Genomic DNA, 16979 nt, shown 5'->3' on the forward strand with positions numbered 1-16979 from the left:
CCGCCTGGCGACGCGCCTGGCGCGCGGCGGGCGATCACCCCGCCGACACCCGCAAGGACCGCGCCGGTGAGCCCGCCTTCCGAGCCGCCGTCGCCGAACACCTGCTGCGGCACCGCGGTCTGGCCGCGGGAGCCGCCTCGGTGGTGCTCGCCACGGCCGGGACCAGCGCCGGGGTCGGCGAATTGGCGTCGGCGCTGCTGCGGCCGGGCGACACCGTCGCGATCGAGGACCCCGGCTACCAGCGAGCCGTCGGCGCGTTGCGGGCCGCGGGCATCCGGGTGCTGCCCGTCCCGATCGACGCCGACGGACTGCGGGTCGAGCTGATCCCGCCCGGGGTGCGCGCGGTCTATTGCACACCGGCGCACCAGTTTCCGCTCGGCGCGCGCATGCAGGCCGCCCGCCGGGTCGAGCTGATCGAATTCGCCAGGGCGAACGGCGTCTTCGTCATCGAGGACGACTACGACGGCGAATTGCGCTACGACACCGCGCCCCTGCCCCTGCTGGCCGCGATGGCACCCGATGTCGTCGTGCATCTCGGCACCACCAGCAAGATCATCGCCACCACGCTCGGCGTCGGCTGGCTGGTCGCCAGGCCCGACATCGCCGACGCGGTGCTCGCCTGGCGGGCCGAGACCGGCACCGCGCCGAGCCCGGCGGGTCAGCGGGTGCTCAGCGAGTTCGCCCGGCACGGCGACCTGGCCCGCCACCTGCGTCGGCTGCGCCGGGTGGTGCCACCGCGACGTGCCCTGGTGGTCGACGCGCTCGCCCGCCGCGGCCTGCCGGTGGTTGGTGACGACGCGGGCTCCCACGTCGTCGTCGAGCTCCCCGACGCGGCCGCCGAACAGCGCGCGATCGCCGCCGCGCGCGACCGTGGCGTCCTGCTCGACGGCCTCGCGCGGCATCATCTGGCCGCGGCGTACCGGTTCGGCGTCGCCATCGGCTACACCGCCCCGAGCACGGCCGACCTGGTCGCCGCGGTGCCGATCGCGGCCGACTGCCTCGCCGCCGCGCGCCACGATCTCCCCCGGTAGCGCGCCTGATCGCCGCGCCCCCGCCCGGCACGGTCGTAGCATGGACCCCGACCCCGTGCGGGTCGCTGTTCGGGCACTACCCCTCCGACCATCGAAGTGGTGAGCACATGAACGATCAGGACATCCTGGCGCGGATCAAGCAACTGGTCGACGACGAGCACGCGCTGCGCGCCAAGGCCACCGCGGGCGAGATCGACCCGGTCGCCGAACGCCAGCAGCTGGCCCAGCTGGAGGTGATGCTCGATCAGGCGTGGGATCTGTTGCGGCAGCGCCGCGCCCGCTCCGGCGCCGCCGAATCCCCCGACGACACCGGGATGCGTTCCCCGCGTGAGGTCGAGGGCTATCTGCAGTGACCGACGCCGAATACGACGTCATCGTCCTCGGCGCGGGCCCGGCCGGTGAGAACGCCGCCGCCTACGCCATCGCAGGCAGCGACCGCACCGCCGCGCTGGTCGAACGGGAACTGTTCGGCGGCGAGTGCAGCTACTGGGCGTGCATTCCGAGCAAGGCGCTGCTGCGCTCCGGTGCCGTCCTCGGCCTGGGCCGGGCGATGCCGGGGGTGACCGCGAGCGGGCCACAGGTGGCCGACGTGCTCGCCCGGCGCGACTCCTTCACCCACGATCGCGACGACACCTCCCAGGTCGACTGGGCGAAGTCGGCCCGCATCGACCCGGTGCGCGGCTCCGGCAGGCTGGTGGGCGAACGCCTCGTCGAGGTGGTCACCGACGACGGCGTCCGCGTCCTGCGCGCCCGGCACGCGGTCGTGCTCGCCACCGGCACCACCGCCACCATTCCCCGTATTCCCGGCCTCGCCGAGGCCCTGCCGTGGATCTCCCGCGACGTCACCAATCTGACGGTGGTGCCGCGCCGGGTCGCCGTCATCGGCGGCGGTGTCGTCGCCTGCGAGGCGGCGACCTGGCTGGCCGAGCTCGGCGCCGAGGAGGTGACGCTGCTGGTCCGCGGTGACCGCCTGCTGCCGCGCGCCGAACCGTTCGCCGCGGAGCTGGTGCTGCGCGGCCTGCGCGAGACCGGCGTCGTCACGGTGCGGCTGCACACCGAACCGTCGCTGATCTCCCGGCGCGACCCCGCCGACACCGGCGTCGGCCGCATCCACGGCGGACCGGTCACCCTCGTTCTCGACGACGGGGAACTCGAGGTCGACGAACTCGTCGTCGCCACCGGCCGCACCCCCGCCACCGACGGGCTCGGGCTCGACGCCGTCGGCCTGCCCGCCGGCTACGTCGAGGTCGACGACCAGCTGACCGTGCGCGGTGTGCCCGGCGACTGGCTCTACGCCGTCGGCGACGTGAATCATCGTGCGGCGCTGACGCATATGGGCAAGTACCAGGCCAGGGTGTGTGGTGACGTCATCGCCGCCCGCGCCGAGGGCAGGCCGCTGGACCGGCCCCGGTTCACCGCGAGCGCCGACCACCAGCAGGTGCCCCAGGTCGTCTACACCGCACCGGAACTCGCCTCCGTCGGCCTCACCGAACACGAGGCGCGCACCGCCGGGCACGCCGTCGACACCGTCGAGATCGATATCGCCGTGGCCGGTTCGTCGCTGTCGCGCGACGATTTCCGTGGCCGCGCGAAGCTCGTCGTCGACACCGCGTCCGACCGGCTGCTCGGCGCGACCTTCGTCGGCCCCGACATGGGCGAGCAACTGCACGCGGCCACCATCGCCGTGGTCGGCCGGGTTCCGCTGGAGACGCTGTGGCACGCGGTGCCGGCATTCCCCGCCGTCAGCGAGTTCTGGCTGCGCCTGCTGGAGGCGTGGCGCGACCGCTGAGCCCTACTTGAGCAGCCGCGACATCCGCCGGTCGGCGAGCACCTTGCCGCCGGTCTGGCAGGTGGCGCAGTACTGGAACGAACGCTCCGCGTAGGACACCTCGCGCACGGTGTCACCGCAGACCGGGCACTTCAGCCCGGTGCGCGCGTGCACCCGCATGCCCGAACGCTTCTCGCCCTTCAACCTGGCCGCGTCCTGCCCGACCGAGCGCTGCACCGCGTCGAGCAGCACCTCGCGCATGGCGGTGTAGAGCTGCGACACCTTGTCGGCCGGGATCGTCTTCGTGTTCGCGAACGGGGAGATCTTGGCGGTGTGCAGGATCTCGTCGGAGTAGGCGTTGCCGATCCCCGCGATCAGCGTCTGATCGACCAGGGCGGTCTTGATCCGCTGCGAGGTTCCCTTCAGCAGCGCCGCGAACTCGTCCTCGGTGACCGCCAGGGCGTCCGGACCGAGCCGCGCGATGCCGGGCACCGCCTTCGGATCGTCGACCACATAGACCGCCAGCCGCTTCTTGGTTCCCGCCTCGGTCAGGTCGATCGACGGTGTCGCGCCCGCCGGCGTGAAGAAATGCACCCGCAGGGCCAGCGGCGACTTGCCGCCCGGCTTGGGCGGCAACGGATTCGGTTCGTCCACCCAGCGCAGCCAGCCACCGCGCGAGAGATGGGTGATCAGCCACAGCCCGCCGCAGTCCATTCCGAGGAACTTGCCCCAGCGCCCCGCCCCGGTGACATCCCGTCCGGACAGCGCCGTCACCGGCGGGTCGAACGTCTTCACCGCGCTCAACGCGGCCACGTCGACTCGCCCCACCACCGCGCCGACCGCATGATCCCGCAGGAACTGCGCCAGCGCCTCCACCTCGGGTAGCTCGGGCACAGGGCCAGTTTAGCGGCTGGTGCGGCGCGTTCGCGGCCGTCCCGCCTCGGGGTCGGGGTGCGTGGCCGCGTCGGGACTCAACGTCCCCGCAGGAGGTACACGTCCATGATCCAGCCCTTGGCGGCGCGCAGCTCCGCGCGGCGGGCCACGATCCGCTGCTCGACCTCGCGCAGCGGTCCCTCGATCAGGGTCTCGTCGGGCATGCCGAGGTAGGCGCCCCACCAGATGTGCACGTCGTCGCCGGGGATCTCGGTGAACGAGCAGTCGCCGTCGAGCATCACCACGGTGGACCCGGCGCCGAGACCCTCCTCGCGGAGCCTGCGACCGGTGGTGACGTGGACCGGTTCGCCGATGCGGTGCAGGACCGTGCGGTGGCGGGCGGCCAGCGCGGCCACGCTGGTGACGCCGGGGATCACCTCGTAGTCGAACGTGGCGCGGCCGCCGGCCAGCACGTGTTCGACCATGCGCAGGGTGCTGTCGTAGAGGGCCGGGTCGCCCCACACCAGGATCGCGCCGACCCCGTCGACCTCGGCGAAGGCGGCCGCGAGCAGTTCGGCGCGGCGTTCGTGCCAGTCCCGCACGACGCCTGCGTAGTCGTCGGGGGTGCGGTCGCGGGGTGGATCGGTGATCTCGATGATCCGGTGCGGACCCTCGACGTGCTCGGCCAGGATCGCGGTGCGCACGTCGACGAGCTCCTGCTTCTCGGCGCCCTTGCCGATGACGAAGAAGGCGTCGGCGTGTCGCATGGCCTCGACCGCCTGCATCGTCACCTGGTCGGGGTCACCGGCACCGATGCCGATCACGTAGAGCTTGCGCATACGCGGAGAGCTTGCCAGGTGCCGTGCACCGTAGAATCGCCAGGCGTGGCCACTCCTGATACGCAGTACGAGGATCTGCTCCGGCACGTGCTGGCGGACGGCACCCCCAAAGCCGATCGCACCGGCACCGGAACTCGCAGCATCTTCGGTCATCAGCTGCGCTACGACCTGGCCGAGAGCTTCCCGCTGATCACCACCAAGCGGGTGCACCTCAAGTCGATCGCCTACGAACTGCTGTGGTTCCTGCGCGGCGACTCCAACGTGTCCTGGCTGCGGGAGCACGGCGTGACCATCTGGGACGAGTGGGCCGACGACAAGGGCGAGCTCGGCCCGGTCTACGGCGTGCAGTGGCGCTCCTGGCCCACGCCCGACGGCACCCACATCGACCAGATCGCCCAGGTGCTGCACACCCTGCGCACCGACCCGGACTCGCGCCGGATGATCGTCTCGGCCTGGAACGTCGCCGACCTGGACAAGATGGCCCTGGCGCCGTGCCACGCCTTCTTCCAGTTCTACGTCGCCGACGGCAAGCTGTCGTGCCAGCTGTACCAGCGCAGCGCCGACCTGTTCCTCGGCGTGCCGTTCAATATCGCCAGCTACGCACTGCTGACCCTGATGGTGGCCCAGCAGACCGAGCTCGAGCCGGGCGAGTTCATCTGGACCGGCGGCGACGTGCACATCTACGACAACCACGTCGACCAGGCGCGCGAGCAGCTCAGCCGCGAGCCCTACCCGTTCCCGACCCTGCACCTGCGCCCGGCGACCAGCCTGTTCGACTACACCTACGACGACATCGAGCTCACCGGCTACCAGCACCACCCGGCCATCAAGGCGCCGGTGGCGGTGTGAGCGGTCAGATCGGCCTCATCTGGGCGCAGGCCGCCGACGGCGTGATCGGGGTGGACAACACCATCCCGTGGCGCCTCCCCGAGGACATGGCCAATTTCCGGGACACCACCATGGGCCATCCGGTCATCATGGGCAGGCGTACCTGGGACTCGCTGCCCGAGGCCTACCGCCCGCTGGCGGGCCGTCGCAACATCGTGGTCACCCGGCAGACCGATTGGGCGGGCGAAGGCGCCGAACGCGCCGCCTCGCTGCCCGACGCGCTGGCCCTGGCCGGACCGGGCGATGTCTGGGTGGCCGGCGGCGGCGAGATCTATCGCGCCGCGCTCCCGCTGGCGACGACGCTGCTGGTCACCGAGGTCGACACGCGAGTGACCGGCGACGCGTTCGCCCCGGTCATCGGCCCCGAGTGGCAGGCGCCGGAAACGCCGTGGCAGGAGTCGAAAACCGGTCTCCGCTACCGCATTCGCCGCTACACCCGGCGCTGACAACACCTGGCTAACGGTCTGGCAAAACGCCCGACCGCGGGCGCGGTCTCGGGCATACTCCCAGATACCAAGCCCCGCGAGAGCCTGCGAAAGGCGCTATGCCATGGACAAGAAATCGCTGACCGCGGTGGCCCGCCAACAGCTGAAGCTGGCGGCCACCTCGACGAGTGGCCGAAGTTCGCAAACCGTCATCGGCGGCCACACCCATGTGCTGCGCCAGACCGTCGTCGCCCTGACCGAGGGCCAGAGCCTGGCCGAGCACGACAACGCGGGCGACGCCACCATCCAGGTCCTCAGCGGCACGCTCGTGCTGATCGCGGGCACCGACGAGTGGAAGGGTTCGGCGGGCGATCTCATCGTCGTCCCGCGCGCCCGGCACAGCGTCAAAGCCATCGATAACGTGGCGTTTCTGCTGACCGTCGCCAAATAGGGGTTGCCTGCGGGTCGCTGACACGCGAGGGCGTGCCGCCAACCTGTCCGCGCCGCGCTCTACTCTGGACGGCATGGGTGAGCCACAGCCGATCCTCGAACCGCTCACGCCGGCCGCCATCTTCCTCGTCGCCACCATCGACGAGGGCGGCGAGTCGGCGGTCCGCGACCTCTTGTCGAACATCACCGGTTTGCGCCGTTCGGTCGGTTTCCGGGTGCCCGGCGAGGGCCTGACCTGCGTCACCTCGATCGGCTCCACGGCCTGGGACCGCCTGTTCGCCGGCCCCAAACCCGTTGAGCTGCACGAATTCCCCGGCTACAACGGGCCGATCCACAGCGCGCCGACCACCCCGGGCGACCTGCTGTTCCACATCAGGGGCGAGACCCAGGGCGCGTGCTTCGAACTGGCCATGGCGATCGGCGAGCGCCTGCGCGGCGCGGCCACGATCGTCGACGAGACCGTCGGTTTCCGCTACTTCGAACAGCGTGACCTGCTCGGCTTCGTCGACGGCACCGAGAACCCCGAGGGCAGCGCCGCGTACTCGGCGGCCCTGATCGGCGACGAGGACCCGGATTTCGCCGGCGGTAGCTACGTCATCGTGCAGAAATACACCCACCCGCTCGACCAGTGGAACGCGCTGTCGATCGAGGAGCAGGAGCGGGTGATCGGGCGGACCAAGCTCGGCGACTACGAACTGCCCGACGACATCAAGCCCGCCGACTCCCATGTCGCGGTGAACACCCTGGTCGACCCCGACGGCACCGAACGCCAGATCGTGCGCGCCAACATGCCGTTCGGCACGATCGGCCAGGGCGAGTTCGGCACCTACTACATCGCCTACGCCGCCACCCCGAGCGTCACCGAGCGCATGCTGGAGCGGATGTTCCTCGGCACCGAGGAGGCGGCCTACGACCGCATCCTCGACTTCTCGTTCGCGGTCACCGGCACGCTGTTCTTCACACCCACCGTCGATTTCCTCGACGATCCGCCAGACGCCCCCGAGTCCGTTGCCACCGAAGAAATTTCCGATTCGCTGCCCGTGTTCACCCCGGTGGAACGGGCCGACGCCGTCGCTTCCGATTCGGACGGCTCGCTCGCCATCGGCTCGATGAAAAGGAGTATCTGAATGAACAACCTGCATCGCGAACTCGCGCCGATCACCGCCGAGGCCTGGGCACAGATCGAGGAGGAAGCCACCCGCACGTTCAAGCGCAATATCGCCGGACGCCGGGTCGTCGACGTCTCGGGCCCGCACGGCGTGGCCTACTCGGCGCGCAACCGGGGCAGGTTGACCGCGATCTCCTCGCCCGACGACGGTGTCGTCGCCCACCAGCGCGTGGTGCAGCCGCTGGTGGAACTCCGGGTGCCGTTCACCCTGAAGCGCGGCGAACTCGACGACATCGAGCGTGGCGCGGGTGACGCCGACTTCGACAATCTCAAGACCGCCGCCCAGAAGATCGCCTTCGCCGAGGACCGCGCGATCTTCGAGAGCTACGCCGCGGCGGGCATCACCGGCATCCGCGACGCCGCCTCCAACGCCGCGGTGGCGCTGCCGAGCAATGTCGTCGACATTCCCGACGCGATCTCGCGCGCGCTGACCGGGCTGCGGCTGGCCGGTGTGCAGGGGCCGTACTCGGTCGTCCTCAGCGCCGAGCTGTACACGCAGGTCAGCGAGACCTCCGATCACGGTCACCCGATCCGCACCCACATCGAGCGGCTGATCGACGGCGAGATCATCTGGGCGCCCGCGATCACCGGCGGTTTCGCGCTCACCACCCGCGGCGGCGACTTCGAGCTGGCGCTGGGCCAGGATCTGTCGATCGGCTACCTCAGCCACGACGCCGAGACCGTGCAGCTGTACTTCCAGGAGACGTTCACCTTCCTCGTGGAGACCTCCGAAGCGGCGGTATCGCTCGGGTCGTGAGCCCGGCGCGGCCCACCCGCTAGGGTGGGCCGCGAGTTCGTGAGAGGGAGGTCTCGCATGGCGGTCGTGCGTGCCGGTGTCGTGCCCGCGGGGCGGAGCCTGCTCTACTGCCTGATCGGGGTGCTGGTCACCACCGGCGTCGTCGGGCTGTTCGTGGCGATGTTCGGGGTCAACCGCGTGATCACCGGCCTGCTCGTCGGCGCGATCGCCGGAGTGGCGGCGGGCGTGGCGCTGTTCGTGCGCGATGTCGTCGAGCTCACCGAGCACGCCATCTACGCCAGGACTCCGTTCCGCTCGTCGACCGTGCCGTGGGATCGCGTCGTCGCGGGCCGCTTCACCCTCGACGAGCGATCCCGCTGGGCACTGGCCCTCGATCTCAACGGCGGCACCAGCGACGAACTGGTCCTGCTGTCCATCCCGCCGGTGGTGGGCCCGGTCGCGGGCGCCTACGACATGCGCAAACGCGAACAGGTCACCGAGATCCGGGAGATGCTGCGCGCCAAGCGGATTCCGGTCACCGTCCTCCCCGAGATCGCGGGCGCGCTCAACCAGCACTGGCAGATCGCCCCGCCCACCTCTCGCTGAGGTCCTACGCGCTGAGCCCGGACTCGAATCCGCGCCGGTAGTCCGAGGGCGACACCCCGAGCCGCGCGACGAAGGTGCGGCGCAGCGCCTCGGCGCTGGCGAATCCCGCCTCCGATGCCGCCCGGCTCACCGAGCTGCCAGCCTCGAGCCGGGCCCTGGCCAGATCGAACCGCACGCTCGCCGCGTACTCGGCCGGGCTGAGCCCGGTCTCCTCGGTGAAGAGCCGGGTGAGGTGGCGGGGGCTCACATTCACGTGCCGGGCGAGGTCACGCACGCTGTGGCGCTCGGCCGGATCGCGGGCGATGAGATCGGTCACCGCGCGCACCGGCCCCGGCGGCAGCGCCGCGGCGCGCAGCGGCGTCGAGAACTGGGTCTGTCCGCCGGACCGCTGCAGATAGACGAGCAGACCCTGCGCGACCTGGCGCGCGATCGAGCTGCCCAGATCCTCGGCGACCAACGCCAGCGCGAGGTCGATGCCTGCGGCGACCCCGGCCGAGGTCGCGATGTCGGCCTCGCGCACGAAGATTCGATCCGCCCGCACATCGATCCGCGGGTACCTGCGCGCGAGTTCGGCGGCGAACTTCCAGTGCGTGGTGGCGCCGCGGCCGTCGAGCAGCCCCAGTTCGGCGAGCACGAAGGCGCCGCTACAGATCGAGACGACCCGGCGGCTGCGCGCCGCGAGGACGCGCGCCGCCTCGACGAGTTCGGGGCCGACGAACTCGACGGGGCGGACCTCACTGCCCGGCACCACGAGCGTGTCCAGGGCGGGCGCGTCGGCCGCGGCCGCCGTCACCGCAACCCCGCCGCCGACCGAGCTGTGCACCGGCTCACCGGTGGGTGAGAACAACATCACCTCATAGGCATCGGCGAACTGGTTCGCCTCGATGAAGACCTCGGCCGGACCGACGTAATCGAGCGATTTCACCCCGTCGAACAGCAGAAATCCGATGCGCCGCCGCCCGGTCGGTACAGTGGATCGAGCACGTTCCGGAGCGACAGACATGCCGATGAATGTACTGCCTGTCCGAAAGTGCGGGATCCGCGGCCGTTCCGGCAGGCGACAGCGGCGACCCGCCCGACAACGATGGGCAACCTAGTCATCCACCTCTCCGACGGGAGCGACATGCCCTACTTCACCACCTCCGACGGCACCGAGATCTACTTCTCCGACTGGGGCACCGGACGGCCGGTCGTCTTCAGCCACGGCTGGCCGCTGAGCTCCGACGCGTGGGCGCTGGAACGCAAGACCCTGGCCGACGCGGGCTACCGCGTCATCGCGCACGACCGTCGCGGCCACGGCCGCTCGTCGCAGCCGTGGCAGGGCAACGACATGGACACCTACGCGCGTGACCTCGCCGAGCTCGTCGAATCCCTCGACCTGCGCGACGTCGTCGTCATCGGACATTCGACCGGCGGTGGCGAGGTCGTGCGCTACGCGGCCCAGCACGGGCGCGACCGCGTCGCCAAGGTCGTCACCATCGGCGCGGTGCCGCCGATCATGGTCGCGACCGAGTCCAATCCCGACGGTCTGCCGATGAAAGCGTTCGACGATATCCGCGCCGGGGTGCTCGCCGACCGCTCCACCTTCTATCAGGAGCTCGCGCCCTCGTTCTTCGGCTTCAACCGCGAGGGCGCGGCCGTGTCGAAGGGCGCGCAGGACGACTTCTGGCGTCAGGGCATGCTGGCAGGCATCCAGGCCGCCTACGAGTGTGTCGCGGCGTTCTCGGCGACCGACTTCACCGAGGATCTGCGGGCGCTCGAGGTGCCGATCTTCATCGCCCACGGCGACGACGACCAGATCGTGCCGATCGCCGGTGCCGCGCTGAAGTCGATCGAGCTCGTGAAGAACGGCACGCTGAAGGTGTATCCGGGTGCGCCGCACGGCATCTTCGGCGCCTACCAGCAGGAACTGATCGCCGATATCCTCGCGTTCATCGCCGACTGATCGCGGGCTTCGGCACCGCTCAGGCCGACTCGACGGCCTGAGCGGCCAGCCGGGCGAGCAGCGCTTCGGCGGCCGTGCGCACGGGTGCGGTGTCGGCGGTGTGGCCGACGATGCGCAAGATCGCGTCCGGGATCACCCGCTCGGTGTCCTCGCTCGCCGCCCCGGCGTCGGAGCGGATGCCGATCACCGTTTCGACCAACCGGAACGGCAGGATGCGCGCGTCGTCGGGTTGCCCGGTCGCCGCGGCGGATTCGGCCGCGAGCCGTTCGTAGTGCTCGCGCAGTTCGTCGCGGCGGCGCCGGAACGTGGCGAAACGTTCGGTGCGCAGCTCCGGCAGCAAATACAGCGCGCCGAGATTCCAGCGCGCGGTGCGTAATTGGCGCACGTCGAACAGGGCGAGCGCGTAGAGCTGGGTCGCGGCGTCGGCGGGTTCGGTGGCCATCCGCTGTGCCAGCTCGACCGGGCCCGCGACGGTTTCGGCGAGCAGCGCGTCGAGGATGTCGTCCTTGGCGGCGAAGTGGTGATACAGCGAGGCCTGCCTGATCCCGACCGCGTCGGCTACCGCCCGGGTGGAGGTGTTGGCGTAGCCCTTGGTGGTGAACAGCTCCGCCGCCGCGTCGAGGATCTCCGCGCGCGGCGTCGTCCCCTGCCTACGCCGCTGTTCCAGCCGGGGACGCCCGGGACCGAGGTTTGCCACGTCCAAGATTCTGTCATCGGGCGCCGACCTGGGCGGCAGCGGGCACCTCACCAGCGAGGATGCCGGTCGGTCGAATTCCTGTCACTCGATAGAAACGTGGGCAACGCAGAAGTTACCGCGGGCCCCACAGCCGATACACGCACGACACCGTTCGAGCGATCGCGCGCGCAAAACTATCGACTGATAGATATTTGGCCGCACCGCCGAAGGACACCGACATGGCCACGACTCTCGATACCGCCGCTGTTCCCCCCGATACCGGCCGCGACAGCGCCGACCTCGCCACATTCGGCTACGAACCGGTCCTACACCGCAAGCTCGGGCGCTACGCGTCCTTCGCGGCAGGGTTCTCGTTCGTCTCCATCCTCACCACGATCTTCCAGTTCTTCGGCTTCGGCTATTCGTTCGGCGGCGCCGCGTTCTTCTGGACCTGGCCGCTGGTCTTCGCCGGCCAGTTCCTGGTGGCGCTGAACTTCGCCGAGCTGGCCGCCCGGTATCCGATCTCCGGCTGTATCTACCAGTGGTCGCGCCGCCTCGCGGGCGGGCTGATCGGCTGGTTCGCCGGCTGGATGATGGTGATCGCGCAGGTCGTCACGGCCGCCGCGGCCGCCATCGCCCTGCAGGTGGTACTGCCGACGATCTGGAGCGGCTTCCAGTTCATCGGCACCGACACCGCGCTGACCTCCCGCGACGGCGCGATGAACGCGGTGCTGCTCGGCAGCGTGCTGCTGGTGGTCACCACCACGATCAATGTCATCGGCATCGACCTGATGTCGAGGATCAACTCGATCGGCGTCACCGTCGAGATCGTCGGCGTGCTGGCGATCATCGCGCTGTTCTTCACCGGCACCGAGCGCGGTCCCGGCGTCGTCCTGCAGACCGACCAGGCCGCGCCGGGCCCGTACTGGGCGGCGTTCCTGGTCTCCGGCCTGATGGCCGCCTACGTGATGGTCGGCTTCGACTCCGCCGGGGAACTGTCCGAGGAGACCAAGAACCCGCGCCGGGTCGCCCCGCGCACGATTCTGCTGGCCCTGTCGGTGTCGGCACTGGGCGGCGGGCTCATGCTGCTCGGCGCGCTGATGGCCGCGCCCAGCCTGTCCGACGGCGAATTGGCGTCGGGCGGACTGGCTTACGTCATCACCTCCAAGCTCGACAGCCCCGCCGGTTCGGTACTGCTCGGCTGCGTCGCGGTCGCGGTCATCGTGTGCACCCTGGCGATCCAGACGGCGGGCTCGCGCCTGATGTTCTCGATGGCGCGCGACGGCAAACTGCCGTTCGCCAAGGCCCTGTCGACCGTGCACCCGCGCTTCGGCACCCCGGTGTGGCCCGCCGTGGTGATCGGCGCGCTCGGCATCGGCCTGCTGGTGCTCAACCTGGGCAACCCGGCCATCTTCGCCACCCTGGCCAGCGTCTGCATCGTCAGCCTGTACCTGGCGTACCTGCTGGTCACCGTGCCGCTGCTGGTACGCAGGATCAAGGGCCTGCCCGCCGTGGACGACCCGAGCCTGTTCACCCTCGGCCGCTGGGGCGTGCCGATCAACGCGCTCGCCGTGGTCTGGGGCATCGCGATGGTGATCAACCTGGCCTGGCCGCGTCCGGAGGTCTACACCCCGGCGGGCGGCAGCTGGTGGCAGCTGTGGGCGGGCCCGCTGTCGGTGGCGGTGATCCTCACCGCGGGCGCCGTCGTCTACCGCTTCGCAGTGGCGGCCAGGGACGAATTCCCCCACACCGAAACCGTCCCCGCCACGGCCTGATTCACCAACACCTGAATCGCCGCACCACCCACCCACTCAGCCCCGCACGCTCCGACCTCGAGGAGGAGCAGGCCGACGAGTCGGCCGTCGCGGCCGTCCCGCCGATCAGGTGCCGTTGCGTACGCGACGAAGGAGCAAGCACCGGTGCCTGCTCGGCGGGACAGGAGGGGTCGCGACCTCGAGCGCGCCGGCGCTCCGAAACCACAGGAGATCACGATGACGAGTACTCGATCCACCGACGGGGCTCGCGCCCACGCGCGCGCTCAGGCCGCCACGGCCACGATCGACCGGCCCGACACCCCCGACGGTGTCGATCCAGCGGCAGTCGTTCTCGCGCAACGCATCCCCACCGGCGGCTACGCGAACGTGGTGCTGGGCCGGGGCACTCGGGTCCGGCTGGCCGACCCCGCGGGTACCACCTGCGCGCACCTGTTCCTGCTCCGCGCCGAGGCACCGTGGGAGCGGCTCAATGTCGCCGACACCGTGAAGGTGCCGTGGCAGGCCTACCTGAGCACCGGCCATCCGCTGCTCTCCGACCAGGGCCGGGTACTCGCCACCGTCGTCGCCGATTCGTCCGGCCACCACGACACCCTGTGCGGGCCCGGCGCCGCAGGCCGTCACCAGCTGCACCTGGCCGGCGCCAAGCAGGGCCTGGCGCCGCGCGACATCGGACCGTCGGTCTCGCTGTTCCGCGGCGTCCGGGTCGAGGCCGACGGTGGTCTCGTCCCGACCGGCAACGCCCCCGCCGGGACCGCGGTCGACCTGCTGATCCACCTCCCGGTGACGCTGCTGGTCGCCAATGCCGCCCATCCCCTCGACGATCGGCCCACCGGCGACCTCGACGTGCTCGCCTGGGCGGCGCCCACCGAGCGCGCGACGAACGACGACCCCGAATACCGCCGGGCCGTCGACAACACCGAAGCCGCCTGGGCGGCCGCACTCAACTCGGAGGTTCTGGCATGACCACGGCGACCATCCGCACCGTCGTCCTCGACGAGACCGTCCCCGCTCAGGCGCCGTGGTCGGCGATCGTGCGCGCGGGCGATCAGCTCGAGATCATCGACCTGCACGGCAACCAGGCCGTCGACTGCCTGCTCTACTCCGCCGCCGACCGCACCGATCGCTACAGCGCCCAGGCCACCGTCGCCGCGCAGCGCAATATCTTCCTGACCACCGGCAGCGTCCTGCTGACCGAGGCGGGCACCCCGCTGATGACCGTGGTCGCCGACGAGGTCGGCAACCACGACACCATCGCCGGCGCGTGCTCGCAGGAATCCAACACCCTGCGTTACGGCCACCACACCCGCCACCAGCACGCCTGCGTGGAGAACTTCCTCACCGCCGCGCTCGAATGGGGTCTGGGCAAGCGGGATCTGGTGTCCAACATCAACTGGTTCATGAATGTCCCGGTCGAGGCCGACGGCACGCTCGGCATCGTCGACGGACTGTCGGCGCCGGGCAAGAAGGTCACCCTGCGCGCCGAGATCGACACACTCGTGCTGGTCTCCAACTGCCCGCAGATCAACAACCCCTGCAACGGTTTCGACCCGACGCCGGTCCGCATGGTGGTGACCCGATGAGTCTCACCGGAACCCGTTCCGCCGTCGTCGATACCGCGCTCCCCTCGGTCAGCCCGGAGCACCGCACTTCCGTTGCCGCCGCTACCGGCACGCGCACCGCCGGAGTCGTCGGCGCACCCGAGTCCGCCATGGTGGCGGGCACCCCGGTCGCGCTGCCCGCAGGCACCCGGTCCGTGCAGGTCCTCCGCCCCGGCATGCAGACCACGGTGCAGGACTGGCCCGGGCGAATCGGGTACTGGCACATCGGCGTTCCGCCCTCCGGCCCGATGGACGACCTCTCGTTCCGGCTCGGCAATCGCGTGCTCGGCAACCCGGAGGGCGCGGCGGGGCTCGAATGCACGCTGGGTGGCCCCGCGCTGCGCTTCAGCGTGGCGACGTGGGTGTGTGTCACCGGCGCGGTCGCCGACGTGCGAGTCGACGGCAGGCCGGTCGAGCAGTGGCGCACCGTCGAAGTCCCGGCCGGCGGCGTCCTCGAGGTCGGCGCGATCCGCGGCCCCGGCATGCGCACCTACATCCTGGTCTCCGGCGGTCTCGACGTCGAGCAGTTCCTCGGCAGCGCGGCGACCTTCACCCTCGGCAAATTCGGCGGCGGCACCGGCGCGGCCCTGCGCGCCGAGGACGTGCTGCCCCTCGGCGCACCGGCGACCCGCCTGGCCCCCGCCGTCCCGATGACCGACATCCCCGCCTTCGGGCACCGCTGGGAACTGGCCGTCACCGAGGGTCCGCACGGCGCGCCGGAGTTCTTCACCCGCGGCGACTTCGACACCATCGTCGGCACCGACTACGAGGTGCACTTCAATTCCGACCGCACCGGCGTACGCCTGCTCGGCCCGAAGCCGGAGTGGGCCCGCACCGACGGCGGCGAGGCGGGCCTGCACCCGTCGAACATCCACGACAACGCCTACTCGATCGGCGCGCTCGATTTCACCGGCGACACCCCGATCCTGCTCGGCCCCGACGGCCCGAGCCTGGGCGGCTTCGTCTGCCCGGTGACGGTGGTCGCGGCCGATCGCTGGAAGCTCGGCCAGCTCACCCCGGGCGACACGGTCCGCTTCGTCCCCGTCCGCGCCGAACACGCCGCGCCCGCGGGCGAACTCGGCGCACGCCGACGCGCGTCGTTCGGCAGCGTGCTCTCGGCGGGCCGCGACGGCGACGACGGCATCCTGCGCCGCACCGAGGTCGACGACGAGACCGGCGTGACCTACCGCCGCCAAGGCGACGACGGCGTCCTGGTCGAATACGGCACGCTCACTTTGGATCTCGGGCTGCGCGCCCGCGTGCACGCACTGCATCAGCATCTGATCGCGGCCGGGCCGCGCGGGGTCGTCGAACTCACCCCCGGCATCCGCTCCCTGCAGATCCGCGTCGACCCGGCCGTGCTGCCGATCGCCCGTCTGCTCGACCTGCTCGCCGAAGCCGAAGCGCAGCTGCCGAATTCCGACCAGCTCGTCGTCCCGAGCCGCACCGTGCACCTCCCGCTGTCCTGGGACGACCCCGCCACCCGCGAGGCGATCACCCGCTACATGCACGGCGTCCGCGCCGACGCTCCGTGGTGCCCCTGGAATATCGAGTTCATCCGTCGCATGAACGGCCTGGACTCGGTCGAGGACGTCTATCGCACCGTCTTCGACGCCGAGTACCTGGTTCTCGGCCTGGGTGACGTCTATCTGGGCGCCCCCGTCGCCACTCCCACCGACCCCCGGCACCGCCTGGTCACCACCAAATACAACCCCGCCCGCACCTGGACCCCCGAGAACGCCGTCGGCATCGGCGGCGCCTACCTGTGCATCTACGGCATGGAGGGCCCCGGCGGCTACCAGTTCGTCGGCCGCACCACCCAGGTCTGGAACCACCGTGCCCGGCCCACCGGCACCGCGGGCCCCGGCGTCGACCGCTTCGCCACCGACCCCGAAACTCCTTGGCTGCTGCGCTATTTCGACCGCATCCGCTGGCATCCCGTCGAGCCCGGCGAACTGCTGGACCTGCGGGCCGACTTCGCCGCCGGAAAGGTCGACGTCCCCACCGAGGACGGCGAATTCCGCCTCGCCGACTACCGCGCCTTCCTCGCCGACAACGCCGCGGCCATCACCGATTTCCGCGCCGTGCAGGCCGAGGCCTTCGCCGCCGAACGCCAGTCCTGGCGTTCCGCCGGAGAACTCACCGACTGAGACCCCGCGCCGGGCCGTCGGCGCCCGCGGCTCGGCAGGTCACGGCGACGC

The 16979-nt window shown here is 70.8% G+C and carries 18 protein-coding genes; 14 read left to right on the top strand and 4 right to left on the bottom strand.

Going from position 1 to position 16979, the window contains the following annotated elements; genetic code table 11:
* From ATM97_RS04990 to ATM97_RS05000, 3 genes are all read left to right on the top strand, one after another.
* The coding region (locus ATM97_RS04990) for a PLP-dependent aminotransferase family protein (protein WP_218716754.1) at window positions 1-1031 on the top strand (1031 nt) is incomplete at its 5' end.
* Window positions 1032-1138: 107 nt separating this feature from the next.
* Window positions 1139-1384, top strand: a complete 246-nt coding sequence (locus ATM97_RS04995) for a DUF2630 family protein (RefSeq protein WP_218716755.1) — start codon at window positions 1139-1141, stop codon at window positions 1382-1384.
* Window positions 1381-2820, top strand: coding sequence for an NAD(P)/FAD-dependent oxidoreductase (locus tag ATM97_RS05000; RefSeq protein WP_218716756.1), 1440 nt, complete (start codon window positions 1381-1383; stop codon window positions 2818-2820). Before ATM97_RS04995 ends, ATM97_RS05000 begins: the two co-directional genes overlap by 4 nt.
* Window positions 2821-2823: 3 nt before the next feature.
* Here ATM97_RS05000 and ATM97_RS05005 read toward each other — a convergent pair whose 3' ends face one another.
* The gene (locus ATM97_RS05005; protein WP_218716757.1) at window positions 2824-3693 is read right to left on the bottom strand and encodes an Fpg/Nei family DNA glycosylase; all 870 of its coding nucleotides are present in this window, start codon (window positions 3691-3693) and stop codon (window positions 2824-2826) included.
* A gap of 77 nt (window positions 3694-3770) precedes the next feature.
* Window positions 3771-4511 carry a precorrin-6A synthase (deacetylating) gene (cobF, locus tag ATM97_RS05010; protein WP_218716758.1) on the bottom strand — a complete coding sequence of 247 codons (741 nt, stop codon included), beginning with the start codon at window positions 4509-4511 and terminating at the stop codon, window positions 3771-3773.
* Between the two features lie 45 nt (window positions 4512-4556).
* On the opposite strand from cobF, the gene ATM97_RS05015 reads away from it, so the two are divergent.
* From ATM97_RS05015 to ATM97_RS05040, 6 genes are all read left to right on the top strand, one after another.
* The gene (locus ATM97_RS05015) at window positions 4557-5360 is read left to right on the top strand and encodes a thymidylate synthase (RefSeq protein ID WP_218716759.1); all 804 of its coding nucleotides are present in this window, start codon (window positions 4557-4559) and stop codon (window positions 5358-5360) included.
* A complete protein-coding gene (locus ATM97_RS05020) occupies window positions 5357-5845 on the top strand; it encodes a dihydrofolate reductase (protein ID WP_218716760.1) in 489 nt (162 codons plus the stop codon). Before ATM97_RS05015 ends, ATM97_RS05020 begins: the two co-directional genes overlap by 4 nt.
* A gap of 103 nt (window positions 5846-5948) precedes the next feature.
* On the top strand, window positions 5949-6275 hold the full coding sequence (locus ATM97_RS05025; RefSeq protein WP_218716761.1) for a cupin domain-containing protein: 327 nt from the start codon (window positions 5949-5951) through the stop codon (window positions 6273-6275).
* Between the two features lie 73 nt (window positions 6276-6348).
* A complete protein-coding gene (locus tag ATM97_RS05030) occupies window positions 6349-7401 on the top strand; it encodes a Dyp-type peroxidase (RefSeq protein ID WP_218716762.1) in 1053 nt (350 codons plus the stop codon).
* Window positions 7402-8199, top strand: a complete 798-nt coding sequence (locus ATM97_RS05035; protein WP_218716763.1) for a family 1 encapsulin nanocompartment shell protein — start codon at window positions 7402-7404, stop codon at window positions 8197-8199.
* A 57-nt stretch (window positions 8200-8256) separates the two neighbouring features.
* The gene (locus ATM97_RS05040) at window positions 8257-8784 is read left to right on the top strand and encodes a hypothetical protein (protein WP_218716764.1); all 528 of its coding nucleotides are present in this window, start codon (window positions 8257-8259) and stop codon (window positions 8782-8784) included.
* 4 nt (window positions 8785-8788) lie between these two features.
* On the opposite strand, the gene ATM97_RS05045 is transcribed toward ATM97_RS05040, so the two are convergent.
* Window positions 8789-9787, bottom strand: a complete 999-nt coding sequence (locus ATM97_RS05045) for a GlxA family transcriptional regulator (protein ID WP_218716765.1) — start codon at window positions 9785-9787, stop codon at window positions 8789-8791.
* A gap of 120 nt (window positions 9788-9907) precedes the next feature.
* Between ATM97_RS05045 and ATM97_RS05050 the strand changes: the two genes are divergently transcribed.
* Complete coding sequence (locus tag ATM97_RS05050; RefSeq protein WP_218716766.1) at window positions 9908-10729, top strand: alpha/beta fold hydrolase; 822 nt, start codon at window positions 9908-9910, stop codon at window positions 10727-10729.
* A gap of 19 nt (window positions 10730-10748) precedes the next feature.
* Here the strand turns inward: ATM97_RS05050 and ATM97_RS05055 are convergent, their stop codons facing one another.
* The gene (locus tag ATM97_RS05055) at window positions 10749-11426 is read right to left on the bottom strand and encodes a TetR/AcrR family transcriptional regulator (RefSeq protein WP_218716767.1); all 678 of its coding nucleotides are present in this window, start codon (window positions 11424-11426) and stop codon (window positions 10749-10751) included.
* Between the two features lie 218 nt (window positions 11427-11644).
* On the opposite strand from ATM97_RS05055, the gene ATM97_RS05060 reads away from it, so the two are divergent.
* The 4 genes from ATM97_RS05060 to ATM97_RS05075 all read left to right on the top strand — a co-directional run bounded on the left by ATM97_RS05060 (window position 11645) and on the right by ATM97_RS05075 (window position 16928).
* Window positions 11645-13180 carry an amino acid permease gene (locus tag ATM97_RS05060; protein WP_218716768.1) on the top strand — a complete coding sequence of 512 codons (1536 nt, stop codon included), beginning with the start codon at window positions 11645-11647 and terminating at the stop codon, window positions 13178-13180.
* 216 nt (window positions 13181-13396) lie between these two features.
* Window positions 13397-14143 carry a DUF1989 domain-containing protein gene (locus tag ATM97_RS05065; protein ID WP_218716769.1) on the top strand — a complete coding sequence of 249 codons (747 nt, stop codon included), beginning with the start codon at window positions 13397-13399 and terminating at the stop codon, window positions 14141-14143.
* Window positions 14140-14760, top strand: a complete 621-nt coding sequence (locus tag ATM97_RS05070) for an urea amidolyase associated protein UAAP2 (RefSeq protein WP_218716770.1) — start codon at window positions 14140-14142, stop codon at window positions 14758-14760. Before ATM97_RS05065 ends, ATM97_RS05070 begins: the two co-directional genes overlap by 4 nt.
* Window positions 14757-16928: a 5-oxoprolinase/urea amidolyase family protein gene (locus tag ATM97_RS05075; protein ID WP_374104829.1), complete on the top strand. Its 2172-nt coding sequence runs from the start codon at window positions 14757-14759 to the stop codon at window positions 16926-16928. Before ATM97_RS05070 ends, ATM97_RS05075 begins: the two co-directional genes overlap by 4 nt.
* The last annotated feature ends 51 nt before the right edge of the window (window positions 16929-16979 follow it).

Origin of the sequence: Nocardia sp. MH4 (assembly GCF_019266065.1) — a bacterium.
Classification (GTDB): domain Bacteria; phylum Actinomycetota; class Actinomycetes; order Mycobacteriales; family Mycobacteriaceae; genus Nocardia; species Nocardia canadensis.